The organism is Escherichia sp. R1, from assembly GCF_003000935.1.
Taxonomy (GTDB): Bacteria; Pseudomonadota; Gammaproteobacteria; order Enterobacterales; family Enterobacteriaceae; genus Escherichia; species Escherichia coli.
Genome location: NZ_PSRU01000006.1, coordinates 211,769 through 237,339, shown reverse-complemented (window position 1 = coordinate 237,339; position 25,571 = coordinate 211,769). Strand labels below are relative to the sequence as shown.

Below are 25,571 nucleotides of genomic sequence, written 5' to 3'. Positions count from 1 at the left end.
TGTTTGACACTTGCAGTTGCCAGACCGCAAGGTGTTTTAACAAATCAAAAGGGGTTTTAATAACTGGCTCAAAGCTGAAAGCTTTCCGGAACCCCCAGCCTAGCTGGGGGTTTTCTGTGCACAAAAATCAGCCAGGCGATAATGACCCGGCTGACAGTTTTAGTCTTTAGCTGTTGCATTTTGTTTATGAAACAGTTCACGGAACACCGGATAAATATCATCCTGGTCGCGGATATGCTGCATCGCAAAGTTGTCGAAAGTAGATTGCAGATGCTCATATTCTCGCCACAGTGTCTGATGCGCGCGACGTGTAATTTCGATATAGCTGTAATAACGAACAACGGGTAATATTTTTTTCGCCAGAATTTCATGGCAAAGCGGAGAGTCATCGGCCCAGTTATCGCCGTCTGATGCTTGGGCTGCGTAAATATTCCACTGTGCCGGGTTATAACGCTCTTTCACTACCTCATCCATCAGTTTTAGGGCGCTGGAAACAATGGTGCCGCCAGTTTCCTGCGAGTAGAAAAACTCATGTTCATCGACTTCTTTCGCCTGGGTATGATGGCGGATGTATACGACTTCCACGTTCTTATACGTTCTGCTGAGGAACAGATACAGCAGAATATAAAAACGTTTAGCCATATCTTTAGTGGACTGATCCATTGAACCGGAAACGTCCATCAGGCAAAACATCACTGCCTGGCTGGAGGGATCGGGCCGTTTTTCGTAGTTCTTGTAACGTAAATCGAAAGTGTCAATGAAAGGAACGCGTTCAATTTTGGCGCGCAATTCAGCAATCTCTTTGCGCAGCCGTTCCTCTTCCAGCAGTTGCGCAGGTTCACTGTTGCTGATGATGGCCAAATTCTCTTCCAGTGCATGAAGTTCCCGCCGCTTGCCCGCCGTCATGGCTGTGCGCCGCGCCAGTGAGTTCTGCAATGAACGTACAACGCTGATATTGGCTGGAACGCCGTTAGCGGTATAACCTGCCCGATGCGTTTTATATTCGGTTAACTGGCGCTGTTGGTTTTGTTTCAGATTTGGTAAGGCCAAATCTTCAAAGAGCAGATCAAGATACTCATCTTTCGAAATCTGAAAGACAAATTCATCCTGACCTTCACCATCCTGGCTGGCCTGGCCCTGACCACTGCCGGAACCTCCGCCACCATCCTGAGGACGTTCAATTCGGTCGTTCTGGACGAAATGGTCATTGCCCGGATGTACGCGGTGGCGCAGGCCACCACGCCCCTGATGAAACATCGGTTCGCTAATATCTTCCGTGGGAATGGATACGGACTCGCCGCTGTCGACGTCAGTCACCGAACGCTTATTTATGGCCTCGGAGATCGACTGTTTAATTTGCGCTTTATAACGGCGTAAGAAACGCTGGCGATTCACCATGCTTTTATTTTTGCCGTTCAGACGCCGGTCAATAAACCAGGTCATATGCCCCCCGTACTACATTTGCCAACGGTATGCTACGCCTGTGTTGCCGCTTCTCTGGCCCACGGTTCGCTGTCGTTGTAGGCCCGGTAGCATGTGTACCGGGCCAGGGTTGTTAAGACGATTTACGTACGCGCAAATACCATTCGCACAGTAAACGCACCTGTTTACGGGTGTAGCCTTTTTCCATCATACGGTCGACAAAGTCGTCGTGTTTCTTCTGCTCGTCGGTTGACGTTTTGGCGTTAAACGAAATAACCGGCAACAGCTCCTCGGTATTAGAGAACATTTTCTTCTCAATAACCGTGCGCAGTTTTTCATAGCTGGTCCAGTTCGGATTACGTCCGCTGTTATTGGCTCTGGCTCGCAGTACGAAGTTAACAATCTCGTTGCGGAAATCTTTTGGATTGCTGATCCCCGCCGGTTTCTCGATTTTCTCCAGCTCGGCGTTAAGAGACTCGCGGTCAAACAACTGCCCGGTATCCGGATCGCGATACTCCTGATCCTGAATCCAGAAATCCGCGTAGGTAACATAACGGTCAAAAATGTTCTGCCCATATTCTGAATAGGATTCAAGGTAGGCCGTCTGGATCTCTTTGCCGATAAACTCGGCATATTTCGGGATCAGATAACCTTTCAGGAACTCCAGATAGCGTTCTGCCTGCTCTTGCGGGAACTGCTCGCGCTCGATCTGCTGTTCCAGGACGTAGAACAGATGGACCGGGTTTGCCGCCACTTCTACATGATCGAAGTTGAACACGCGGGAGAGGATCTTAAACGCAAAACGCGTCGACAGACCGTTCATCCCTTCATCGACACCAGCGTAGTCACGATATTCCTGATACGACTTGGCTTTGGGATCAGTGTCTTTCAAACTTTCACCATCATAAACCCGCATCTTTGAATAAATGCTGGAGTTTTCTGGCTCTTTCAGACGCGAAAGAATAGAAAAACGTGACAGCGTTTCCAGCGTGCCAGGGGCGCAGGGGGCGTGAGTCAATTCACTGTGATTAAGCAATTTCTCGTAGATTTTGATCTCTTCGGAAATGCGCAAGCAATACGGCACCTTCACGATGTAAACACGGTCGAGGAAGGCTTCGTTGTTTTTGTTATTACGGAAAGTGACCCATTCGGATTCGTTCGAGTGGGCGAGAATAATCCCGTTGAACGGCAGGGCGGAGATACCTTCCGTCCCGTTGTAGTTACCTTCCTGGGTGGCGGTTAACAAGGGATGCAGCACTTTTATCGGTGCTTTAAACATCTCGACAAATTCCATGATCCCCTGATTGGCGCGGCACAGCGCACCGGAATAGCCGTAGGCGTCCGGGTCATTCTGCGCGTAGTGTTCGAGTTTACGAATATCGACTTTCCCTACCAGGGCGGAGATGTCCTGGTTGTTCTCATCGCCGGGTTCTGTTTTGGCGATAGCAATTTGTTGCAGAATTGACGGCCAGACCTTCACTACCCGGAACTTAGTGATATCGCCACCAAATTCATGCAGGCGTTTTGCCGCCCACGGCGACATGATGGTGCCGAGATAACGGCGAGGAATGCCATACTCTTTTTCCAGAATCTGCGCATCTTCCTGCGGATTGAAAAGACAGAACGGATGATCGTTGACCGGGCTACGCTCACCGTTGGCGCTCAATACATAAATCGGTACGAGCTGCATTAATGATTTCAGTCGCTCAGCAAGCGATGATTTACCCCCACCCACAGGCCCCAGCAGATACAGGATTTGTTTCTTCTCTTCCAGCCCCTGAGCCGCGTGTTTCAGATAAGATACAATCTGTTCAATCGCGTCTTCCATGCCGTAAAACTCTTCAAACGCCGGATAACGTGCAATGACCCGGTTAGAAAAGAGTCGAGAAAGTCTGGGTTCCTGGGCTGTATCGACCATGACAGGCTCACCAATAGCCATCAATAGCCGCTCAGCCGCGTTGGCATAAGCACTGCGATCTTGCCGACAAGTGGTAAGAAACTCCTGCAGTGTGAACTCTTCGTCCTTGGCAGCTTCATATCGCTGGCGATAGTGATCGAATATATTCATGGTATGCCGTCCTTTCGTTTTTTAGCACAGGTTAAGAGCCGTTCATATGAATAGTTGAGGCTCCCGGAAGAGGTAAACTGAACGACGTCTCTTGCTAAAACACAGCAACTCTCATGCCATTTTATTGACGATGAGAACAACGTGCCCGGTGATACACCTTCAAAATTAAGCGTAGATGGCAAATGGAAAACTTGCCTGCACGGCTTTCTTAATTTCAATGGCATATCAACAACTCATCCATAAATTTTGCATAATTAATGTAAATAATAGGGTCGCCGGTAACGCTAAATTCATTTGGCTGTAAGCGTGGTGTCATCTGCGTCAGGAAAATTAAACAGTTACTATAAAAAATGAAAACGTAAAAAGGTTGGGTTTCGATGTATTGACGGGTAAACTTTGTCGCCCGCTAAACATTTGTTTAAGGAATGATTAATTGTGACCAAACTCAAACTTCTGGCACTTGGAGTGCTTATCGCAACGTCTGCAGGCGTAGCGCACGCTGAAGGTAAATTTTCCCTGGGCGCAGGCGTAGGTGTCGTTGAACACCCATATAAAGATTACGATACCGATGTTTACCCAGTACCGGTAATCAACTATGAAGGCGATAACTTCTGGTTCCGTGGCTTAGGTGGTGGTTACTACCTGTGGAATGACGCAACGGACAAACTTTCAATTACCGCTTACTGGTCGCCGCTTTACTTCAAAGCTAAAGACAGTGGCGATCACCAAATGCGTCACCTGGATGACCGTAAGAGCACCATGATGGCTGGTCTGTCTTATGCTCACTTTACCCAGTACGGTTACCTGCGTACCACCCTGGCTGGCGATACCCTGGATAACAGCAACGGCATCGTCTGGGATATGGCCTGGTTGTATCGTTACACCAACGGTGGCCTGACCGTGACTCCGGGTATTGGTGTGCAGTGGAACAGCGAAAACCAGAACGAATACTATTATGGCGTATCGCGCAAAGAGTCCGCTCGCAGCGGTCTGCGTGGCTATAACCCGAACGACAGCTGGAGCCCTTACCTGGAGCTGAGCGCCAGCTACAACTTCCTCGGTGACTGGAGTGTTTACGGTATCGCGCGCTACACCCGTCTGTCTGATGAAGTTACTGACAGCCCAATGGTGGATAAATCCTGGACTGGCCTGATTTCTACCGGGATCACCTACAAATTCTGATAATGCATTTTTCCAGGGCATTTTGTGCATAAAAACAGGGCGTAATGCCCTGTTTTGCATTACGGTGGTGCAATACCTGGGAGGAAGCAATGCAACAAAAAATGATTCAATTTAGTGGCGATGTCTCACTGCCAGCCATAGGGCAGGGAACATGGTATATGGGCGAAGATGCCAGTCAGCGTAAAACAGAAGTTGCTGCACTACGCGCGGGCATTGAACTCGGTTTAACCCTCATTGATACCGCCGAAATGTATGCCGATGGCGGTGCCGAAAAAGTGGTTGGGGAAGCATTAATCGGTCTGCGTGAGAACGTCTTTCTCGTCTCTAAAGTCTATCCGTGGAATGCTGGCGGGCAAAAAGCGATAAATGCATGCGAAGCCAGTTTACGCCGTCTCAATACTGATTATCTCGATCTCTACTTATTACACTGGTCTGGCAGTTTCGCTCTCGAAGAGACTGTCGCAGCGATGGAAAAATTGATCGCCCAGGGAAAAATCCGCCGCTGGGGCGTTTCTAACCTTGATTATGCCGATATGCAGGAACTCTGGCAGCTGCCGGGGGGAAATCAGTGTGCCACTAATCAGGTGCTTTACCATCTCGGTTCACGAGGGATTGAGTACGATCTACTTCCCTGGTGCCAGAAACAGCAGATGCCGGTGATGGCTTACAGTCCATTAGCTCAGGCCGGGCGGTTGCGCAATGGACTGTTAAAAAACGCGGTAGTCAACGAAATTGCACATGCTCACAATATCAGTGCGGCACAAGTATTGTTGGCGTGGGTAATCAGCCATCAGGGTGTGATGGCGATCCCAAAAGCGGCAACTGTCGCACATGTCCAACAAAATGCGGCTGTGCTTGAGGTTGAACTTTCGTCAGCGGAATTAGTTATGCTGGATAAAGCGTATCCGGCACCAAAAGGAAAAACTGCGCTGGATATGGTGTGATGTTGATACGTGCCGGATGCATCGCACCCGGCACACAATATTAACGCAAATTAACGTTTCGCAACGCGAATGGATTGCGCCAGATGTGCAGGTTTCTCTTTGGTGACTTTTTGCGTTTCTGAAGCGTAAGCCGTTTCTACACAAACAAAGGTCTTGTAGCCATCATCCGGCATATCGCCCATGCTAACTGAAAGCGCCGGTCCTGGGTTCCAGCCTACAACGTTCAGATGATGCTGGTGGCCTACGGCGATAATACGATTCAGCGCTTCGTCATTAATTACGCTGCAATCTTGCGGATTCAGATACACGCGATCGGTACGGTCAGGGAAGGTCTGAATACCGTCGGTCAGTACATCTTCTTTCGCGTCATTTACTTTATCAATGAAGCGATCGCCTAGTCCACTGACGCTTACCTTAGCGATATCACCCACGTTAAAGTAGGTATGCAGAGCAGAGGTAGTTTCAAATTCGCCGTGTGCTTCAAGATCGATTTCACAGGTTTTACCCACGTGGAAATGCGCTAACAGCGTAAAGTCGTGCGGCCAGAATTTTTTCGTCTCTTCGCTTTGTGTCAATTCAAAAGTTAGCACTACACCATCAGCATCTTCACGATGTGATTTCAGCGTCCACGGCAGGTTGCGGGCAAAACCGTGCGCAGGCAGACCTTGTTGTGCAGCCGGACCAAACCACGGCCAGCAAAGCGGTATGCCACCGCGAATGGCGACGCCATTTTTGAACGGTGTGTTGTTACTTAACCACAGAACTTCTTCTTCACCCGCAGGTTTCCACGAGAGAAGGTGTGCGCCCTGTAATGCAAAAGAGGCTTTTACCTGGGGATGATCGACCACAATGAGGTCCAGTTCATCCAGTTTACGACGGGAGAGGACAGGGGAGATTTGTTCGATGACCGGAAGGGCAAAAATTTTCTTAATCATGACGCAGTCCTTTAACTTCATTTTATCAGGTAAAAAAAAGAGCGACCGAAGTCGCTCTTTTTAGATCACAGAGTCATCTCAACTTATTTGGAGATGTGAGCGATCAGGTCCAGAACTTTGTTGGAGTAACCGGTTTCGTTGTCGTACCAGGATACCAGTTTCACGAAGTTGTCGTTCAGAGCGATACCCGCTTTAGCATCGAACACGGAAGTGCAAACTTCGCCGTTGAAATCGGTAGATACTACGTCATCTTCGGTGTAGCCCAGAACGCCTTTCATTTCGCCTTCAGCAGCAGCTTTAACGGCAGCTTTGATCTGCTCGTAAGTTGCAGCTTTTTCCAGACGAACGGTCAGGTCAACTACGGATACGTTCGGGGTCGGAACGCGGAACGCCATACCAGTCAGTTTGCCATTCAGTTCTGGCAGTACTTTACCTACAGCTTTAGCAGCACCGGTAGAAGACGGGATGATGTTCTGGGAAGCGCCGCGGCCGCCGCGCCAGTCTTTGTGAGACGGGCCATCAACGGTTTTCTGAGTAGCGGTAGTAGCGTGAACGGTGGTCATCAGACCTTCGATGATGCCGAAGTTATCGTTGATAACTTTAGCCAGCGGAGCCAGGCAGTTGGTGGTGCAGGAAGCGTTGGAAACGATGTCCTGGCCAGCATATTTGTCGAAGTTAGCGCCTTTAACGAACATCGGAGTGTTGTCTTTAGACGGACCAGTCATAACCACTTTCTTCGCACCAGCGGTGATGTGTTTACGAGCAGTTTCGTCAGTCAGGAACAGACCAGTTGCTTCAGCGACAACGTCAACACCAACTTCGTCCCATTTCAGGTTAGCCGGATCACGTTCAGCGGTAACACGGATTTTTTTACCGTTAACGATCAGATGACCGTCTTTCACTTCAACGGTACCGTCGAAACGGCCGTGAGTGGAGTCATATTTCAGCATGTATGCCATGTAATCAGCGTCTAACAGGTCGTTGATTGCAACGATCTCGATGTCAGAACGTTTCTGAGCAGCACGGAAAACAATGCGACCGATACGGCCAAAACCGTTGATACCTACTTTGATAGTCATATATTCCACCAGCTATTTGTTAGTGAATAAAAGGTTGCCTGTAAAATTACAAAAACCTTACGCAGCGTCAAGCGGAATCGTGTCAATCATTGCGACAAATCAATCCTGTGCCTAAGCATTACGCGACTGACTCGCCTCACTCTTCCTTTGGGCTTGAGACCACATGGGGTCGGCGCCCCGAATTTTAAAGGGCAATTACGATAAAAATGTGATTTTCATCACGATTTAGGTGCAGCCATTTCGTCGAGATCAAGTTTAGGACAAAATTTTGCCAGTTGGTGTTAATGTTTTGTTAGAATCAGTCACGTAATGTGAGCACGATTAAAGTGAGATGTGAGCAAATGGCTAATAAACCTTCGGCAGAAGAACTGAAAAAAAATTTGTCCGAGATGCAGTTCTACGTGACGCAGAATCATGGGACAGAACCGCCATTTACGGGTCGTTTACTGCATAACAAGCGTGACGGCGTATATCACTGTTTGATCTGCGATGCCCCGCTGTTTCATTCCCAAACCAAGTATGATTCCGGCTGTGGCTGGCCCAGCTTCTACGAACCGGTGAGTGAAGAATCTATTCGTTATATCAAAGACTTGTCGCATGGAATGCAGCGCATAGAAATTCGTTGCGGTAACTGCGATGCCCATCTGGGCCATGTCTTTCCTGACGGGCCGCAGCCAACGGGCGAACGTTATTGTGTTAACTCTGCTTCTTTACGCTTCACCGATGGCGAAAACGGCGAAGAAATCAACGGTTGAAAAAACGATTCAGCAACTTATTCCACAGGAGCGGAAAAATTATGAATCTTGATGACATTATCAACAGCATGACGCCTGAGGTATACCAGCGTTTGTCGACCGCCGTTGAACTGGGGAAATGGCCTGATGGCGTTACGTTGACCGAGGAACAAAAAGAGAACTGCCTGCAACTGGTGATGCTGTGGCAAGCCCGCCATAATACCGAAGCACAGCATATGACAATTGACACAAATGGTCAGATGGTCATGAAGAGCAAACAGCAGTTAAAAGAAGATTTTGGTATCTCAGCAAAGCCTATTGCCATGTTTAAGTAAGTGGTTTATCCCCTTTTTGCCGCGGTTATAAAGGGGATAGCCAACAATGACCCCACGACTCATCTCAATTATCTCGCCCCGACCTGGCTAAGTCCCTGTCCGATCTCTTGCAGTCGCGTTCACACCTGAATGACTTCTCCTGAACTTAAGTCTCAGGCCTATTTGGCCGGGAATCCCTCTCGAATTTGCTCTTTTTGCGTCCCGCCTTCCATCAACCTGTAACAGCCCCAGCCATTTTCTGCGTAATTGTGATCTAAGTTGTAAAACGCAGATCATTATCTGTGTTTTACAGATTTGATGTTGACCTCAAAAATCATGTGGGTAAGTATGATGACCATCTAAGCAAAACAAAACACAGAGGATGACGCAATGAAAGCACTGGCTCGGTTTGGCAAGGCCTTTGGCGGCTACAAGATGATTGATGTCCCACAACCCATTTGTGGCCCGGAAGATGTCGTGATTGAAATTAAAGCCGCGGCAATCTGCGGCGCAGACATGAAGCACTACAATGTCGATAGCGGTTCGGATGAGTTTAACTCTATCCGCGGCCATGAGTTCGCAGGTTGTATTGCGCAGGTTGGTGAAAAAGTCAAAGACTGGAAAGTGGGGCAACGCGTCGTGTCGGATAACAGCGGTCACGTTTGCGGCGTTTGCCCGGCCTGTGAACAAGGTGATTTTCTGTGTTGTACAGAAAAAGTAAACCTTGGTCTGGATAACAATACCTGGGGCGGTGGTTTTTCCAAATATTGTCTTGTTCCTGGTGAAATTCTCAAAATTCATCGTCATGCGTTGTGGGAAATCCCTGATGGTGTTGATTATGAGGACGCAGCCGTACTTGACCCTATCTGTAATGCCTATAAATCCATCGCGCAGCAATCGAAATTCCTTCCAGGTCAGGATGTTGTCGTCATCGGCACTGGCCCACTCGGGCTGTTCTCCGTACAAATGGCGCGGATTATGGGGGCGGTAAATATCGTCGTCGTTGGTCTGCAAGAAGATGTGGCGGTCCGCTTCCCGGTTGCAAAAGAACTGGGTGCGACGGCAGTAGTAAATGGTTCTACCGAAGATGTGGTGGCGCGCTGCCAGCAAATTTGTGGCAAAGACAATCTGGGACTGGTGATTGAATGCTCCGGTGCCAATATCGCACTGAAACAAGCCATCGAAATGCTCCGCCCAAATGGGGAAGTAGTACGCGTTGGAATGGGCTTCAAACCTCTTGATTTCTCGATTAATGACATTACCGCCTGGAACAAAAGCATCATTGGGCATATGGCCTATGACTCCACCTCATGGCGTAACGCTCTCCGGCTATTAGCCAGCGGCGCGATCAAAGTCAAACCGATGATCACGCATCGTATCGGCCTGTCGCAATGGCGCGAAGGGTTTGATGCGATGGTCGATAAAACTGCAATCAAAGTGATCATGACTTACGACTTTGATGAATAACTACTCTCCTGAAGGAACGTTATCGCATGGAACAGATAACAAAACCGCATTGTGGTGCACGGCTGGATCGCTTACCGGATTGCCGCTGGCATTCGTCAATGTTTGCCATCGTCGCGTTTGGCTTGCTTGTCTGCTGGAGTAATGCCGTTGGTGGCTTGATCCTCGCGCAGCTGAAAGCGTTGGGCTGGACAGATAATTCCACCACTGCCACATTCTCAGCAATCACGACCGCCGGAATGTTTCTCGGTGCGCTGGTGGGCGGCATCATCGGTGACAAAACCGGTCGCAGAAATGCGTTTATCCTCTATGAGGCCATTCATATTGCTTCGATGGTTGTCGGTGCTTTCTCACCGAATATGGATTTCCTTATTGCCTGCCGTTTTGTGATGGGCGTTGGGCTGGGAGCTTTACTGGTTACACTGTTTGCTGGTTTCACCGAATATATGCCCGGAAGAAATCGCGGAACGTGGTCCAGTCGGGTTTCCTTTATTGGTAACTGGTCATATCCGCTCTGTTCATTGATTGCGATGGGACTCACGCCGCTGATTAGTGCAGAGTGGAACTGGCGGGTACAACTGCTTATCCCTGCAATATTGTCACTTATCGCTACGGCGCTGGCCTGGCGCTACTTTCCTGAATCCCCGCGCTGGCTGGAATCGCGCGGACGTTATCAGGAAGCCGAGAAAGTCATGCGGAGTATAGAAGAAGGCGTCATACGCCAGACGGGTAAACCTTTGCCGCCTGTGGTTATTGCTGATGACGGTAAAGCACCACAAGCGGTGCCGTATTCAGCCTTACTGACAGGAGTATTACTGAAACGCGTGATATTAGGCTCTTGTGTGCTGATTGCCATGAACGTTGTGCAGTACACACTAATTAACTGGTTGCCAACGATATTCATGACCCAGGGAATTAATTTAAAAGACTCGATTGTTTTAAATACCATGAGTATGTTTGGCGCGCCATTTGGTATTTTTATTGCCATGCTGGTGATGGATAAAATTCCGCGTAAAACAATGGGTGTGGGGCTATTAATCCTGATTGCGGTGCTCGGATATATCTATTCACTGCAAACCAGTATGTTGCTCATAACGCTGATTGGTTTCTTCCTGATTACTTTCGTCTATATGTACGTTTGCTATGCCTCGGCAGTGTATGTCCCTGAGATCTGGCCGACAGAGGCCAAACTCCGTGGCTCCGGTCTGGCGAATGCGGTAGGGCGAATCAGTGGTATTGCCGCGCCTTATGCCGTTGCAGTGCTGCTCAGTAGTTATGGCGTAACGGGAGTCTTTATTCTTCTGGGGGCTGTTTCAATTATTGTCGCAATTGCTATCGCCACCATTGGAATTGAAACCAAAGGTGTCTCCGTTGAAAGTTTAAGTATTGATGCAGTAGCCAATAAATAATACTGGTGGATTCAAAATGAAAAATTCAAAAGCAATATTGCAGGTGCCGGGCACAATGAAAATTATTTCAGCAGAAATACCTGTGCCTAAAGAAGATGAAGTTTTGATTAAAGTGGAATATGTCGGTATTTGTGGTTCAGATGTACATGGTTTTGAATCAGGCCCGTTTATTCCGCCTAAAGACCCAAATCAAGAAATTGGCCTGGGTCATGAATGCGCCGGGACGGTTGTGGCTGTGGGAAGCCGCGTGCGCAAATTTAAACCGGGGGATCGGGTAAATATCGAACCTGGCGTTCCTTGCGGTCACTGTCGTTACTGTCTGGAAGGCAAATATAACATTTGCCCGGACGTTGATTTTATGGCGACACAACCCAACTACCGCGGCGCATTAACGCACTATCTGTGTCATCCGGAGAGCTTTACTTACAAACTGCCAGACAATATGGACACGATGGAAGGGGCGCTGGTGGAGCCTGCCGCAGTCGGGATGCATGCCGCGATGCTGGCAAATGTTAAACCTGGTAAGAAGATAATTATTCTGGGAGCGGGTTGTATTGGTTTGATGACGTTGCAAGCGTGCAAATGCCTGGGAGCAACGGAAATTGCCGTCGTTGATGTGCTGGAAAAACGTCTGACAATGGCGGAACAGCTCGGCGCGACAGTGGTTATTAACGGCGCAAAAGAAGACACTATTGCACGCTGTCAGCAATTTACCGAAGACATGGGCGCAGATATTGTTTTTGAAACAGCGGGTTCTGCGGTCACCGTTAAACAGGCACCTTATCTGGTCATGCGCGGCGGTAAAATTATGATTGTTGGTACTGTACCCGGCGATTCGGCAATCAATTTCCTCAAAATCAATCGCGAAGTCACTATCCAGACGGTATTCCGCTATGCCAATCGTTATCCGGTCACGATTGAAGCTATTTCTTCAGGGCGATTCGATGTGAAATCGATGGTGACGCATATTTACGATTATCGGGATGTACAACAGGCATTTGAAGAGTCAGTTAACAACAAACGCGACATTATTAAAGGCGTTATTAAAATTAGCGATTAATTAATACGGGAGAACAGAACATGCTCGCAGATATCAGATATTGGGAAAACGATGCCACAAATAAACATTATGCAATTGCCCATTTTAACGTATGGAATGCAGAAATGTTGATGGGCGTTATCGACGCAGCCGAAGAAGCGAAATCACCGGTTATTATTTCTTTTGGCACAGGTTTTGTCGGCAACACCTCATTTGAAGATTTCTCTCACATGATGGTATCAATGGCACAAAAAGCAACGGTGCCGGTAATAACTCATTGGGATCATGGTCGGAGTATGGAGATTATTCATAACGCCTGGACTCATGGTATGAATTCATTAATGCGTGATGCTTCTGCATTTGATTTCGAAGAAAATATTCGTTTAACCAAAGAGGCTGTTGATTTCTTCCATCCGCTGGGTATTCCGGTAGAGGCGGAATTAGGGCATGTTGGTAATGAAACCGTTTATGAGGAAGCGCTGGCGGGCTATCACTATACCGATCCTGACCAGGCGGCTGAATTTGTTGAACGTACGGGCTGTGACTCATTGGCTGTCGCCATCGGCAACCAGCATGGGGTTTATACGTCAGAGCCACAATTGAACTTTGAGGTCGTCAAACGCGTACGCGATGCTGTTTCTGTTCCGCTGGTTTTGCATGGCGCATCAGGGATCAGTGATGCCGACATTAAAACTGCAATTTCGTTGGGTATTGCGAAAATCAACATTCATACGGAGCTCTGTCAGGCCGCAATGGTAGCAGTGAAAGAAAACCAGGATCAGCCTTTCCTGCATTTAGAACGTGAAGTGCGTAAAGCTGTAAAAGAACGGGCATTGGATAAAATTAAACTGTTCGGTTCTGATGGCAAAGCGGAATAATAATATGGATAATCTCGACGTTATTTGTATAGGTGCCGCTATTGTTGATATTCCATTGCAACCGGTCAGTAAAAATATCTTTGATGTGGATTCTTATCCTCTTGAAAGAATCGCAATGACCACCGGGGGTGATGCAATAAATGAAGCAACAATTATTTCTCGTCTGGGCCATCGCACAGCATTAATGAGTCGTATTGGTAAAGATGCCGCAGGGCAATTTATTCTCGACCATTGCCGCAAAGAGAATATTGATATTCAAAGCCTGAAGCAGGACGTCAGCATAGATACCTCTATTAACGTTGGACTGGTGACGGAGGATGGTGAGCGGACCTTTGTCACAAACCGTAACGGCAGTCTGTGGAAATTGAATATTGACGATGTTGATTTTGCGCGGTTTTCTCAGGCGAAATTATTATCACTGGCCAGTATTTTCAACAGTCCTCTATTGGATGGTAGAGCGCTAACAGAAATTTTTACGCAAGCTAAAGCCCGGCAGATGATTATCTGTGCCGATATGATCAAACCGCGGTTGAATGAAACGCTGAATGATATTTGCGAAGCATTGAGTTATGTCGATTATCTGTTTCCTAATTTTGCCGAGGCAAAATTACTCACCGGGAAAGAGACACTGGATGAAATTGCTGACTGCTTTCTTGCGTGCGGCGTAAAAACGGTGGTGATTAAAACGGGTAAAGACGGCTGCTTTATCAAGCGTGGTGACATGACGATGAAGGTGCCGGCGGTCGCAGGAATAACCGCTATCGACACCATTGGTGCGGGCGATAACTTTGCTTCAGGTTTTATTGCAGCACTGTTAGAAGGTAAAAATCTGCGTGAATGCGCACGCTTTGCCAATGCAACGGCGGCTATCTCGGTTCTAAGCATCGGCGCCACCACTGGTGTAAAAAACAGAAAGCTGGTCGAACAATTGCTGGAAGAATACGAAGGATAATGAAGGCAAATGAAAAAGATACCTTTAGGCACAACGGATATAACGCTTTCGCGAATGGGGTTGGGGACATGGGCCATTGGCGGCGGTCCTGCATGGAATGGCGATCTCGATCGACAAATATGCATTGATACGATTCTTGAAGCCCATCGTTGCGGCATTAACCTGATTGATACTGCGCCAGGATATAACTTTGGCAATAGTGAAGTTATCGTTGGTCAGGCGTTAAAAAAACTGCCCCGTGAACAGGTTGTAGTAGAAACCAAATGCGGCATTGTCTGGGAACGAAAAGGGAGTTTATTCAACAAAGTTGGCGATCGGCAGTTGTATAAAAACCTTTCTCCGGAATCTATCCGCGAAGAGGTAGAAGCCAGCTTGCAACGTCTGGGTATTGATTACATCGATATCTACATGACGCACTGGCAGTCGGTGCCGCCATTTTTTACGCCGATAGCTGAAACTGTCGCAGTGCTTAATGCGTTAAAGGCCGAAGGGAAAATTCGCGCTATAGGCGCTGCTAACGTCGATGCTGACCATATCCGCGAGTATCTGCAACATGGTGAACTGGATATTATTCAGGCGAAATACAGTATCCTCGACCGGGCAATGGAAAACGAACTGCTGCCGCTATGTCGTGATAATGGCATTGTGGTACAGGTCTACTCTCCGCTAGAGCAGGGATTGTTGACCGGGACCATCACGCGTGATTACGTTCCGGGCGGCGCTCGGGCAAATAAAGTCTGGTTCCAGCGTGAAAACATGCTGAAAGTGATTGATATGCTTGAACAGTGGCAGCCACTCTGTGCTCGTTATCAGTGCACAATTCCCACTCTGGCACTGGCGTGGATATTAAAACAGAGTGATTTAATCTCCATTCTTAGTGGGGCTACTGCGCCGGAACAGGTACGTGAAAATGTCGCGGCACTGAATATCAACTTATCGGATGCAGACGCAACATTGATGAGGGAAATGGCAGAGGCCCTGGAGCGTTAAATACTCAACACGATTCACCTCTGTTTCTGTGAAAACTGTGATGAAAATCTGTGATTCAAACAGGTTATTTTGAAAGTAAACATCGGTTATGCGATAATTGCGCTAATGTGATGTAAAAAGATACAGGGGTGTAATCGTGGCGGCAAAAGACAGGATTCAGGCAATTAAGCAAATGGTTGCCAACGATAAAAAGGTGACAGTCTCAAATTTGAGTGGGATTTTTCAGGTAACCGAAGAAACCATTCGCCGCGATCTTGAGAAGTTGGAAGATGAAGGCTTTTTGACCAGAACCTATGGTGGTGCTGTTTTAAATACAGCGATGTTGACGGAGAATATCCATTTTTATAAGCGCGCTTCATCGTTTTATGAAGAGAAGCAGCTTATTGCACGCAAGGCACTCCCCTTTATCGACAATAAAACCACCATGGCAGCCGATTCCAGTAGTACCGTAATGGAATTGCTCAAATTGTTACAGGACCGTAGTGACCTGACGTTGCTAACCAACTCGGCGGAAGCGATTCATGTTCTGGCTCAGTCAGAAATTAAAGTCGTTTCAACGGGTGGGGAACTAAACAAAAATACACTTTCACTGCAAGGAAGAATTACTAAAGAGATCATCAGCCGCTACCATGTCGATATCATGGTAATGAGTTGTAAAGGTCTTGATATTAACAGCGGCGCGCTGGACTCTAATGAAGCGGAAGCTGAAATCAAAAAGACAATGATCCGTCAGGCGACAGAAGTTGCGTTATTGGTTGATCACTCTAAGTTTGATCGCAAAGCTTTTGTCCAGTTAGCTGACTTTAGTCATATTAATTACATAATAACTGATAAATCACCGGGTGCAGAGTGGATAGCATTTTGCAAAGACAATAATATCCAGCTGGTGTGGTAATTTAAGCACACATTGTCAATATTATTTGTTCCTGCGCCTGGAAATAAAATGATGATAAAGATGCGGCAAGTGAATTTGCCGCAATTGCTACCTTTTTTAGCAAATCCGAGGCACCCAATGGAACAATATGATCAAATTGGCGCAAGACTGGACCGCTTGCCTTTGGCCCGGTTTCATTATCGTATATTTGGTATAATAAGCTTTAGTCTGTTATTAACGGGGTTTTTGAGTTACTCCGGTAATGTCGTCTTAGCAAAGCTGGTAAGCAATGGATGGTCAAATAATTTCCTCAATGCCGCCTTTACCTCGGCATTAATGTTTGGTTATTTCATCGGCTCTCTTACCGGTGGGTTTATTGGTGACTACTTTGGACGGCGCAGGGCGTTTCGCATAAATCTTCTCATCGTCGGTATTGCGGCAACAGGGGCCGCTTTTGTCCCTGATATGCACTGGCTCATCTTCTTTCGCTTCCTGATGGGAACAGGAATGGGGGCGCTGATTATGGTTGGCTATGCCTCATTTACGGAGTTTATCCCCGCGACGGTGCGTGGAAAATGGTCCGCGCGGCTCTCATTTGTTGGTAACTGGTCGCCCATGCTGTCTGCGGCGATAGGCGTGGTGGTTATCGCTTTTTTTAGTTGGCGGATAATGTTTCTGCTGGGCGGTATTGGCATACTGTTAGCCTGGTTTCTCTCAGGTAAATACTTTATTGAGTCGCCACGATGGCTGGCAGGGAAAGGGCAAATCGCAGGTGCAGAAAGCCAACTTCGTGAAGTAGAGCAGCAAATTGAAAGAGAGAAGAGTATTCGTTTACCCCCGCTTACTTTGAACCAGAGCAACAGCAAGGTTAAGGTAATCAAGGGTACCTTCTGGCTCCTGTTTAAAGGGGAAATGTTACGACGTACATTAGTCGCGATTACTGTTTTAATTGCAATGAACATTTCGCTTTATACCATCACCGTATGGATACCGACCATATTTGTTAACTCCGGCATTGATGTTGATAAATCAATATTAATGACCGCTGTTATTATGATTGGCGCTCCGGTAGGGATATTTATTGCGGCATTAATTATTGATCATTTTCCTCGTCGATTATTTGGCTCTGCCTTACTTATTATTATTGCTGTGTTAGGCTATATCTATTCAATTCAGACTACAGAGTGGGCGATTTTAATCTATGGCCTGGTGATGATCTTCTTTTTATACATGTATGTGTGCTTCGCGTCGGCGGTTTATATCCCGGAACTTTGGCCAACGCATTTACGCCTGCGTGGTTCGGGTTTCGTTAATGCCGTCGGACGGATCGTCGCAGTCTTCACGCCCTATGGCGTTGCGGCATTATTAACACATTATGGGTCGATCACGGTGTTTATGGTGCTTGGTGTCATGTTAGTGCTCTGTGCGCTGGTTCTCTCCATTTTTGGCATCGAAACGCGGAAGGTGTCGCTGGAAGAGATTTCTGAGGTGAATTAAATCTTTCGTTGATGGCGTCAATTACCAGATGTATCACTGATGTGTTTTATCTGGCCTACAATGCCAGTACAGAATTGTAGGCCAGCGTAAAATTACTCCTGCGTTTCTTCCCAGTCTGCCAGCGTATATAGCGTTGCCCCAGCTGCTGACATCTCCATAAACGCGTGCGCACTGTCCTGTGGCTGGATATTTACGCCACGACAACCATCGGTAATCACGTTCACCTTATAGCCTAACTGTAACGCGTCCAGCACGGTAAACTTAACGCAATAGTCAGTAGCCAGACCCATAACGATCAATTCATTGATTACATGAGCGCGCAACCAGTCATCGAGCGCAGTTTTCTGCCGACGGCCGTTATCAAAAAAGGCACTGTAACTGTCAACTAAAGGATTTTCGCCTTTATGGAACACCGCTGCGATCGCTTTTTGCTTCAGTAACGGATGTAATTGTGCGCCTTCACTGTTCTGCACACAGTGATCGGGCCAGAAGGTTTGTGGCAAACCGTCGAGTTGGCCCGGCGTATAAGGCTCTACACCGTGCTGACTGGCAAAACTGCCGTGATTCGCCGGGTGCCAGTCCTGACTGGCGATAACCGCTTCACCGCGCGACTGGCACCAGTCAATCAGGCGGTTAGCGACATCCACCGTACTGTCACCTTCCGGCACGGCGAGCGCGCCACCAGCACAGAAATCATTTTGTAAATCGACCAGTAACAGGGCGCGAGGGGGCATTGCAGTCTCCTTAATCATCCGGCGTCAGTTCGCCACGCAGGTTTTGGCTCATGGCCTTGCGAATGGTTTCAGTATCAAGTTCCTGGCTAAGCAGGTAATGCAGTTTGGTTAGCGTGGCTTCTACAGTCATATCTGCACCGCCAATAACGCCGGCATGGGCGAGGGCGTTACCAGTGGCATAACCACCCATGTTCACTTTACCGGACATACATTGTGTCAGGTTGACCACCACAATACCGCGATAGCTGGCTTCTTGTAATTCCTGCAGGAAGGCTTTGTTTTGTGGCGCATTACCCACGCCATATGAGCGCAGAATCAATGCTTTCACAGGTTGGCGCAGAAAATTGCGCACGACGTCAGCAGAAATCCCCGGATAAATCGTTACTACGCCAATTGGTTGCGGCGTGATTGGATGAACGATCAATGCCCCTTCACCGTGCGGGGCGGGTGGCGTATTCAAACGGCGAATATGGATACCTGCTTCCAGTAACGGAGGAAGGTTTGGAGAGGCAAACGCATCAAAACCATCGGCATGGGCTTTGGTGGTTCTGTTGCCACGATACAGTCGATTATTAAAAAAGAGAGTTACTTCGTTGATAGGATAATTCGCCGCAACGTACAACGCATTCAGCAGATTAATTTGTCCGTCAGAGCGTAACTCAGCCAGCGGGATTTGTGACCCTGTCACAATGACCGGTTTACCGAGATTCTCGAGCATGAACGACAGTGCAGAGGCGGTATACGCCATCGTGTCTGTACCGTGCAGAATGACAAAACCATCATAATCGTCATAGTGCGCTTTAATATCTTCAGCAATATGCTGCCAGTCTTCTGGCGTCATATCAGAAGAATCCATCAATGGCGTATATTCATGAATGGTGAAATCTGGCATCTCCGGGCGATGGAATTCCGGCATCAGCGCCAGTTGGCGCTGTAGATGACCTGACACCGGAATATAACCCTGCTCGGAACGCTGCATCCCGATGGTCCCGCCCGTGTAGGCGACGTAAATTGACTTCTTTTGCATGATATTGATATGAATGATATCGAAAGAGCAAAAGTATATACGTGAGGCAGGGGGAGCGCACCTGATACTATGAGGATAAGGAAATATGTGGCGAGACAGCGGGAAGAGGATTCGTCGACGTAAAAAGTAATGTGGCCGACGATCTGTCGGCCACTTAGTACAAGACTTAACGCACGTTGGCGCAGGTCAGGCAAAACGCATAACGGTTTTGTGGGTCGTTAAACGCGGCCAGCTTGTCGCTTTCACTTTTAACGGTAGAGGCTACCGAGGCCAGCGGTGCAGGTAACATGGCCTGGAACGCATCTGGCAACATTGCCCGGATAGAACCAGACATGTTGTCCATCACTTTGTCGAAGAAGGTCGGTTCATCAACGTAGTATTCCAGATGCCACTGTTTCACTTTTGCCAGCTCTGCTGCTTTGGCGACCGCATCATCGAAATCCCCGAGACTATCGACCAGCCCGTTAGCTTTTGCATCCTGACCGGTCCAGACGTGACCCTGGGCGATTTTATCAATCTGCTCCGGCGTTGAATGACGCGCATCAGCAACCAGCGTGATAAAGCGTTTATAGCCATTCTCAATGCTTAACTGCATCATCTGCTGCGCTTCCGGCGGCAGTGCCCTGGTGATAGAAACATCTGCCAGCGGTGAAGTTGAGACACCATCAGTATGAACACCAATCGAATCCAGACTATTTTCTACGGTGGTGATCACGCCGAAGATACCGATAGAACCGGTCAGGGTGCTGGGGTTAGCCACAATGTAATTAGCTGGTGTGGAAATCCAGTAACCACCAGATGCCGCCATGCCACCCATCGATACAACCACAGGCTTACCCGCTGCCCGGGCTGCTGCCAGTTCAGCGCGAATCACTTCAGACGCGGTAACGCTGCCGCCGGGACTATTAACACGCAGAACAATCGCTTTCACTTTCGGGTCAAGGCGAGCGTCGCGGATTTGTGCCGCAGTGGTATCACCGCCAACATTCCCCTGAGTTTCCTCGCCATCCATAATTGCGCCATTAGCGAAGACGACACCGATACTGTCACCAGTATCTGCCGGCGTTTTCAATGCGTAATCGTAATAACTGATGGCGCGATAATTTTTATCAGTTTTACTCCAGCCGAACTCTTTGGTCAGAGTTTTTTCGATTTCGGCACTCGATGCCAGTGCATCGACCAGCTTGTTTTCCAGCGCATATTTCGCGGTATCGCCACCGGTTTTGGTTAAACCCTCAAGCAACCCTTGCGCGCCAGGGAATACCTGCTGAGCAGGGATCTGGCGGTTAGCGGCAACAGTATTCAGATAGTTTTGCCACAGCTCACCAATCCAGCGGCTGTCAGCTTCGCGGGCTGCCGGCGACATATCATCACGAATAAACGGTTCAACGGCAGATTTATACGTACCCACGCGGAACACATGGGTGGAAACTTTCAGCTTATCCAGTAACGATTTGTAGTACAGACCGTTGGTGGCAAAGCCGTGCAGATCAACCACGCCTTGCGGAGACAGCCAAATTTTATTGGCGAAACTGGCGAGATAATATTGCCCCTGGCTGTAGTTCTCGCCAACGGCATAAACCGGTTTCCCGCTATCACGAAACTCTTTCAGAGCTTTGCCGATGTACTGCATAGACGGCTGGTCGCCGCCTGCGAAGTTTTTCAGATCCATCACAATACCGGTGATATTGCGGTCGTCCTTCGCCTGGCGAATGGTGTTGACGATATCAAACAGTGAGTTTTCCTGCAGACGATCGGAACTGGCACCAAGCAGCTGGCGGCTTAATTTACTAAACCGCTGAGAACTGTCGGGTTTATCGACGATCACACCAGAAATGTCCAGCAGCAGTGCGCCACGACTGGCCGTTTCTTTCGAATCACCACCACTGACCTGCATCCAGATCCCCACACCAACCAGCACGAGAAAAATAAAGAACAGGTTAAGTACCATTTCACGGACGAAATTCAGCAGACGCCACGTCCATTTAAAAAATCCGGCAATAAATCGCCAAAGGGTTCGCATGTATTCTCCCAACTTAAGGTCACACCTGTTTCAGGCGCAATAGATGTGGTTATCGTAATGACCCAACCGGCACTTGTCAGCAGGAATTGCGGACTGGGCTGTAACAAAATCCACTCTCGTGTTAATTTTGTGAATAAATATCATGACAGGAGTTAATCAAATGGATGCACTCGAACTATTGATCAATCGCCGTAGCGCCTCCCGCCTGGCTGAACCCGCGCCAACGGGTGAACAACTGCAAAACATCCTGCGTGCGGGTATGCGTGCGCCGGACCATAAGTCCATGCAACCGTGGCATTTCTTTGTGATTGAAGGGGAAGGGCGCGAGCGTTTCAGCGCTGTACTGGAGCAGGGGGCGATTGCTGCCGGTAGTGATAACAAAGCAATCGACAAAGCGCGTAATGCGCCGTTCCGCGCACCGCTCATCATAACGGTGGTGGCGAAATGCGAAGAAAATCATAAAGTCCCGCGCTGGGAACAGGAAATGTCTGCGGGATGCGCGGTCATGGCGATGCAAATGGCAGCAGTTGCCCAGGGGTTTGGCGGCATCTGGCGCAGTGGTGCATTAACTGAAAGTCCGGTAGTCCGTGAAGCATTCGGTTGCCGTGAGCAGGATAAAATTGTCGGTTTTCTCTACCTCGGTACGCCGCAGTTGAAAGCATCTACGTCGATAAACGTCCCGGACCCGACGCCGTTTGTGACTTATTTCTGATAATTGTCGCGAAACTGTCTGGATTGTGAGCAAAGGCGCAGGAATTCAGACACTCTCACTTATCACTTCATGGAATGAGGGTTACCATACCCGGATTGCATTGACAGGAGATGTCCATGAGCGAGAACTCGATTCGTTTGACCCAATACAGCCACGGCGCTGGTTGCGGCTGTAAAATTTCCCCAAAAGTGTTGGAAACCATCCTGCACAGTGAGCAGGCGAAGTTTGTTGATCCGAATTTGCTTGTGGGTAATGAAACCCGCGACGATGCGGCGGTATACGATCTGGGCAATGGCACCAGCGTTATCAGTACCACCGACTTCTTTATGCCGATCGTTGATAATCCTTTCGATTTTGGCCGCATTGCGGCGACTAACGCCATCAGCGATATCTTTGCTATGGGCGGCAAACCGATTATGGCGATTGCGATCCTCGGCTGGCCGATTAACAAACTTTCCCCGGAAATTGCCCGCGAAGTGACCGAAGGTGGACGCTATGCATGCCGTCAGGCGGGGATTGCGCTGGCTGGCGGTCACTCCATCGATGCGCCGGAGCCGATTTTTGGTCTGGCGGTAACGGGGATCGTACCGACCGAGCGGGTGAAGAAAAACAGTACCGCACAAGCCGGATGCAAACTGTTCCTGACGAAACCGCTGGGGATTGGCGTTCTTACCACGGCTGAGAAAAAATCACTGCTGAAACCAGAACATCAGGGACTGGCGACGGAAGTGATGTGCCGGATGAACATCGCAGGCGCGTCCTTTGCCAACATCGAAGGCGTAAAAGCGATGACCGACGTTACGGGTTTTGGTTTACTGGGGCATTTAAGCGAAATGTGTCAGGGCGCAGGTGTGCAGGCGCGCGTCGACTATGACGCGATCCCGAAATTGCCGGGGGTTGAAGAGTACATTAAGTTGGGCGCAGTGCCTGGCGGCACCGAACGTAACTTTGCCAGCTACGGTCATCTGATGGGTGAAATGCCGCGTGAAGTGCGCGATCTGCTGTGCGATCCGCAAACTTCTGGCGGTTTGCTGCTGGCGGTCATGCCGGAAGCAGAAAATGAGGTCAAAGCTACAGCCGCCGAGTTTGGCATTGAACTGACGGCGATTGGCGAACTGGTGCCAGCGCGCGGCGGTCGTGCCATGGTTGAGATCCGTTAATTCAATGCGGTTGTTTATTGCCGAAAAACCGAGTCTGGCGCGCGCCATTGCTGATGTCCTGCCTAAACCGCACCGGAAAGGCGATGGCTTTATCGAGTGCGGTAATGGTCAGGTGGTGACCTGGTGTATCGGTCACCTGCTTGAGCAGGCGCAGCCAGACGCCTACGACAGCCGCTATGCGCGCTGGAATCTTGCGGATTTGCCAATTGTCCCGGAAAAGTGGCAATTACAGCCCCGACCCTCCGTGACTAAACAACTTAATGTCATCAAACACTTCCTGCATGAAGCCAGCGAAATCGTTCACGCCGGAGACCCGGATCGCGAAGGGCAACTGCTGGTGGATGAAGTGCTGGACTACCTGCAACTAGCACCGGAAAAGCGCCAGCAGGTACAGCGTTGTTTGATAAACGACCTGAACCCGCAGGCGGTTGAGCGGGCGATCGATCGTCTTCGCTCCAATAGCGAGTTTGTACCGCTGTGCGTTTCTGCACTGGCGCGGGCGCGGGCTGACTGGCTGTACGGCATTAATATGACCCGTGCGTATACCATTCTCGGCCGCAATGCCGGTTATCAGGGCGTGCTTTCCGTGGGACGCGTGCAGACGCCCGTACTCGGACTGGTGGTGCGCCGCGACGAAGAGATTGAAAACTTCGTGGCGAAAGACTTCTTTGAAGTCAAAGCACATATCGTGACACCTGCAGATGAGCGGTTTACCGCTATCTGGCAACCGAGCGAAGCGTGTGAACCGTACCAGGATGAAGAAGGGCGCTTGTTACATCGTCCACTGGCGGAGCATGTGGTTAACCGCATTAGTGGTCAACCAGCTATTGTCACCAGCTATAACGATAAACGGGAATCAGAATCCGCGCCGCTGCCTTTTTCGCTTTCGGCGTTGCAGATTGAAGCGGCTAAACGTTTTGGTCTGAGCGCGCAGAACGTGCTTGATATCTGCCAGAAGCTGTACGAAACGCACAAGCTAATCACTTATCCGCGTTCCGATTGCCGCTATTTGCCAGAAGAACATTTTGCCGGACGCCACGCGGTGATGAATGCTATCAGCGTTCATGCACCGGATCTGTTGCCGCAGCCAGTGGTAGATCCAGATATACGCAACCGCTGTTGGGATGACAAAAAGGTCGATGCGCACCACGCCATCATTCCGACCGCACGGAGTTCTGCGATCAACCTGACGGAGAACGAAGCGAAGGTCTATAACCTGATTGCCCGTCAGTATTTGATGCAGTTCTGCCCGGATGCGGTGTTCCGCAAGTGTGTTATCGAACTGGACATTGCCAAAGGCAAATTTGTCGCTAAAGCCCGTTTTCTTGCTGAAGCAGGCTGGCGCACGCTGTTAGGCAGCAAAGAGCGCGATGAAGAAAACGACGGCACGCCGCTGCCTGTGGTGGCGAAAGGCGATGAATTGTTGTGCGAAAAAGGTGAAGTGGTAGAGCGGCAAACCCAGCCGCCACGCCATTTTACCGATGCAACACTGCTTTCGGCGATGACCGGGATCGCACGCTTTGTGCAGGACAAAGATCTGAAAAAGATCCTTCGTGCGACCGATGGTTTGGGGACAGAAGCAACCCGTGCCGGGATTATTGAACTGTTGTTCAAGCGTGGTTTCCTGACCAAAAAAGGGCGCTATATCCACTCCACCGACGCCGGAAAAGCGCTATTCCATTCGCTGCCAGAAATGGCGACGCGACCGGACATGACCGCGCACTGGGAATCGGTGCTGACGCAAATCAGCGAAAAGCAGTGTCGCTATCAGGACTTTATGCAGCCGCTGGTGGGGACGCTTTACCAACTGATTGATCAGGCTCGTAGCACTCCGGTCAGGCAGTTCAGAGGAATTGTGGCATCGGGTGGGGGGGCTGTTAAAAAAGCACCCAATAAGCGTGTGAAAAAAGCGGCAAAGCCCAAAACAGATAATACGGATTCTGCTAATTAATTCGTTTTCCACTCTTAAATAAAGCCAATGGTAGATATTCTGCCATTGGCTTTATTGGTTATACTCGTCATGCTTTAAGTTGCATGTGCTGCGTCTGCGTTCGTTCAGCCCAGTCACTTACTCATGTAAGCTCCTCGGGATTCACTTACTTTCTGACTTCCTACAACTCGAATTATTTAGAGT

Annotated in this window: 22 protein-coding genes; 15 read left to right on the top strand and 7 right to left on the bottom strand. The window is 49.0% G+C overall.

Translation table 11 applies throughout. The features are described 5' to 3' along the window. Window positions 1–159: 159 nt before the first annotated feature. Entirely contained in the window at window positions 160–1,443 is a 1,284-nt protein-coding gene (locus C4F37_RS10095) for a YeaH/YhbH family protein (protein ID WP_001538829.1), read from the bottom strand. A gap of 112 nt (window positions 1,444–1,555) precedes the next feature. Then, window positions 1,556–3,490, bottom strand: coding sequence for a protein kinase YeaG (gene yeaG, locus C4F37_RS10090; protein ID WP_001019882.1), 1,935 nt, complete (start codon window positions 3,488–3,490; stop codon window positions 1,556–1,558). A 435-nt stretch (window positions 3,491–3,925) separates the two neighbouring features. Here yeaG and mipA point away from each other — a divergent pair, with 435 nt between their 5' ends. Together mipA and yeaE are read left to right on the top strand one after the other, a co-directional pair. After that, entirely contained in the window at window positions 3,926–4,672 is a 747-nt protein-coding gene (gene mipA, locus C4F37_RS10085; protein ID WP_000163768.1) for a scaffolding protein MipA, read from the top strand. A gap of 89 nt (window positions 4,673–4,761) precedes the next feature. Next, window positions 4,762–5,616, top strand: coding sequence for a methylglyoxal reductase YeaE (yeaE, locus tag C4F37_RS10080; protein WP_001296125.1), 855 nt, complete (start codon window positions 4,762–4,764; stop codon window positions 5,614–5,616). A 50-nt stretch (window positions 5,617–5,666) separates the two neighbouring features. Here yeaE and C4F37_RS10075 read toward each other — a convergent pair whose 3' ends face one another. Further along, window positions 5,667–6,551, bottom strand: coding sequence for a D-hexose-6-phosphate mutarotase (locus C4F37_RS10075; RefSeq protein WP_001298237.1), 885 nt, complete (start codon window positions 6,549–6,551; stop codon window positions 5,667–5,669). Window positions 6,552–6,634: 83 nt separating this feature from the next. Further along, on the bottom strand, window positions 6,635–7,630 hold the full coding sequence (gene gapA, locus C4F37_RS10070) for a glyceraldehyde-3-phosphate dehydrogenase (protein WP_000153502.1): 996 nt from the start codon (window positions 7,628–7,630) through the stop codon (window positions 6,635–6,637). A gap of 341 nt (window positions 7,631–7,971) precedes the next feature. Here gapA and msrB point away from each other — a divergent pair, with 341 nt between their 5' ends. From msrB to C4F37_RS10020, 10 genes are all read left to right on the top strand, one after another. Beyond that, a complete protein-coding gene (gene msrB, locus C4F37_RS10065; protein WP_001284618.1) occupies window positions 7,972–8,385 on the top strand; it encodes a peptide-methionine (R)-S-oxide reductase MsrB in 414 nt (137 codons plus the stop codon). Between the two features lie 41 nt (window positions 8,386–8,426). Then, entirely contained in the window at window positions 8,427–8,699 is a 273-nt protein-coding gene (locus tag C4F37_RS10060) for a YeaC family protein (protein ID WP_001046792.1), read from the top strand. Between the two features lie 369 nt (window positions 8,700–9,068). Then, window positions 9,069–10,145 (top strand): zinc-binding dehydrogenase, encoded by a 1,077-nt coding sequence (locus tag C4F37_RS10055; protein ID WP_001520669.1) that lies wholly within the window; start codon window positions 9,069–9,071, stop codon window positions 10,143–10,145. A gap of 26 nt (window positions 10,146–10,171) precedes the next feature. Beyond that, a complete protein-coding gene (locus C4F37_RS10050; protein WP_000435292.1) occupies window positions 10,172–11,551 on the top strand; it encodes an MFS transporter in 1,380 nt (459 codons plus the stop codon). A 16-nt stretch (window positions 11,552–11,567) separates the two neighbouring features. Further along, the gene (locus tag C4F37_RS10045; RefSeq protein WP_001557010.1) at window positions 11,568–12,611 is read left to right on the top strand and encodes an NAD(P)-dependent alcohol dehydrogenase; all 1,044 of its coding nucleotides are present in this window, start codon (window positions 11,568–11,570) and stop codon (window positions 12,609–12,611) included. Window positions 12,612–12,631: 20 nt separating this feature from the next. Further along, a complete protein-coding gene (locus C4F37_RS10040; RefSeq protein WP_000878891.1) occupies window positions 12,632–13,468 on the top strand; it encodes a ketose-bisphosphate aldolase in 837 nt (278 codons plus the stop codon). A gap of 4 nt (window positions 13,469–13,472) precedes the next feature. Next, entirely contained in the window at window positions 13,473–14,420 is a 948-nt protein-coding gene (locus C4F37_RS10035; RefSeq protein ID WP_001298227.1) for a sugar kinase, read from the top strand. 9 nt (window positions 14,421–14,429) lie between these two features. Further along, window positions 14,430–15,410 (top strand): NADH-dependent methylglyoxal reductase, encoded by a 981-nt coding sequence (gene ydjG, locus C4F37_RS10030; RefSeq protein WP_000723717.1) that lies wholly within the window; start codon window positions 14,430–14,432, stop codon window positions 15,408–15,410. A 136-nt stretch (window positions 15,411–15,546) separates the two neighbouring features. Beyond that, window positions 15,547–16,305: a DeoR/GlpR family DNA-binding transcription regulator gene (locus C4F37_RS10025; protein ID WP_000719088.1), complete on the top strand. Its 759-nt coding sequence runs from the start codon at window positions 15,547–15,549 to the stop codon at window positions 16,303–16,305. Window positions 16,306–16,422: 117 nt separating this feature from the next. Further along, window positions 16,423–17,781 carry an MFS transporter gene (locus C4F37_RS10020; RefSeq protein ID WP_001357805.1) on the top strand — a complete coding sequence of 453 codons (1,359 nt, stop codon included), beginning with the start codon at window positions 16,423–16,425 and terminating at the stop codon, window positions 17,779–17,781. 92 nt (window positions 17,782–17,873) lie between these two features. Here C4F37_RS10020 and pncA read toward each other — a convergent pair whose 3' ends face one another. The 3 genes from pncA to sppA all read right to left on the bottom strand — a co-directional run bounded on the left by pncA (window position 17,874) and on the right by sppA (window position 21,565). Continuing rightward, window positions 17,874–18,515, bottom strand: a complete 642-nt coding sequence (gene pncA / locus C4F37_RS10015) for a bifunctional nicotinamidase/pyrazinamidase (protein ID WP_001135068.1) — start codon at window positions 18,513–18,515, stop codon at window positions 17,874–17,876. 10 nt (window positions 18,516–18,525) lie between these two features. Next, window positions 18,526–19,542, bottom strand: a complete 1,017-nt coding sequence (gene ansA, locus C4F37_RS10010; protein WP_001538827.1) for an asparaginase — start codon at window positions 19,540–19,542, stop codon at window positions 18,526–18,528. 166 nt (window positions 19,543–19,708) lie between these two features. Further along, complete coding sequence (sppA, locus tag C4F37_RS10005) at window positions 19,709–21,565, bottom strand: signal peptide peptidase SppA (RefSeq protein ID WP_001259833.1); 1,857 nt, start codon at window positions 21,563–21,565, stop codon at window positions 19,709–19,711. A gap of 160 nt (window positions 21,566–21,725) precedes the next feature. Here sppA and C4F37_RS09995 point away from each other — a divergent pair, with 160 nt between their 5' ends. From C4F37_RS09995 to topB, 3 genes are all read left to right on the top strand, one after another. Next, window positions 21,726–22,277, top strand: coding sequence for an NAD(P)H nitroreductase (locus C4F37_RS09995; protein WP_000339292.1), 552 nt, complete (start codon window positions 21,726–21,728; stop codon window positions 22,275–22,277). A 116-nt stretch (window positions 22,278–22,393) separates the two neighbouring features. Beyond that, entirely contained in the window at window positions 22,394–23,437 is a 1,044-nt protein-coding gene (selD, locus tag C4F37_RS09985; protein WP_001298241.1) for a selenide, water dikinase SelD, read from the top strand. A 4-nt stretch (window positions 23,438–23,441) separates the two neighbouring features. After that, a complete protein-coding gene (gene topB, locus C4F37_RS09980) occupies window positions 23,442–25,388 on the top strand; it encodes a DNA topoisomerase III (protein ID WP_001538825.1) in 1,947 nt (648 codons plus the stop codon). The last annotated feature ends 183 nt before the right edge of the window (window positions 25,389–25,571 follow it).

Excerpts from the sequence above, each read along its gene's own strand:
- C4F37_RS10095 (WP_001538829.1), bottom strand. The coding sequence starts at position 1,443 with ATGACCTGGTTTATTGACCGGCGTCTGAACGGCAAAAATAAAAGCATG.
- C4F37_RS10050 (WP_000435292.1), top strand. The coding sequence starts at position 10,172 with ATGGAACAGATAACAAAACCGCATTGTGGTGCACGGCTGGATCGCTTA.
- C4F37_RS10020 (WP_001357805.1), top strand. The coding sequence starts at position 16,423 with ATGGAACAATATGATCAAATTGGCGCAAGACTGGACCGCTTGCCTTTG.
- yeaE (WP_001296125.1), top strand. The coding sequence starts at position 4,762 with ATGCAACAAAAAATGATTCAATTTAGTGGCGATGTCTCACTGCCAGCC.
- topB (WP_001538825.1), top strand. The coding sequence starts at position 23,442 with ATGCGGTTGTTTATTGCCGAAAAACCGAGTCTGGCGCGCGCCATTGCT.
- gapA (WP_000153502.1), bottom strand. The coding sequence starts at position 7,630 with ATGACTATCAAAGTAGGTATCAACGGTTTTGGCCGTATCGGTCGCATT.
- ansA (WP_001538827.1), bottom strand. The coding sequence starts at position 19,542 with ATGCAAAAGAAGTCAATTTACGTCGCCTACACGGGCGGGACCATCGGG.
- pncA (WP_001135068.1), bottom strand. The coding sequence starts at position 18,515 with ATGCCCCCTCGCGCCCTGTTACTGGTCGATTTACAAAATGATTTCTGT.
- sppA (WP_001259833.1), bottom strand. The coding sequence starts at position 21,565 with ATGCGAACCCTTTGGCGATTTATTGCCGGATTTTTTAAATGGACGTGG.
- yeaG (WP_001019882.1), bottom strand. The coding sequence starts at position 3,490 with ATGAATATATTCGATCACTATCGCCAGCGATATGAAGCTGCCAAGGAC.
- ydjG (WP_000723717.1), top strand. The coding sequence starts at position 14,430 with ATGAAAAAGATACCTTTAGGCACAACGGATATAACGCTTTCGCGAATG.
- selD (WP_001298241.1), top strand. The coding sequence starts at position 22,394 with ATGAGCGAGAACTCGATTCGTTTGACCCAATACAGCCACGGCGCTGGT.
- C4F37_RS10040 (WP_000878891.1), top strand. The coding sequence starts at position 12,632 with ATGCTCGCAGATATCAGATATTGGGAAAACGATGCCACAAATAAACAT.
- C4F37_RS09995 (WP_000339292.1), top strand. The coding sequence starts at position 21,726 with ATGGATGCACTCGAACTATTGATCAATCGCCGTAGCGCCTCCCGCCTG.
- C4F37_RS10075 (WP_001298237.1), bottom strand. The coding sequence starts at position 6,551 with ATGATTAAGAAAATTTTTGCCCTTCCGGTCATCGAACAAATCTCCCCT.
- C4F37_RS10060 (WP_001046792.1), top strand. The coding sequence starts at position 8,427 with ATGAATCTTGATGACATTATCAACAGCATGACGCCTGAGGTATACCAG.
- C4F37_RS10045 (WP_001557010.1), top strand. The coding sequence starts at position 11,568 with ATGAAAAATTCAAAAGCAATATTGCAGGTGCCGGGCACAATGAAAATT.
- C4F37_RS10035 (WP_001298227.1), top strand. The coding sequence starts at position 13,473 with ATGGATAATCTCGACGTTATTTGTATAGGTGCCGCTATTGTTGATATT.
- C4F37_RS10055 (WP_001520669.1), top strand. The coding sequence starts at position 9,069 with ATGAAAGCACTGGCTCGGTTTGGCAAGGCCTTTGGCGGCTACAAGATG.
- msrB (WP_001284618.1), top strand. The coding sequence starts at position 7,972 with ATGGCTAATAAACCTTCGGCAGAAGAACTGAAAAAAAATTTGTCCGAG.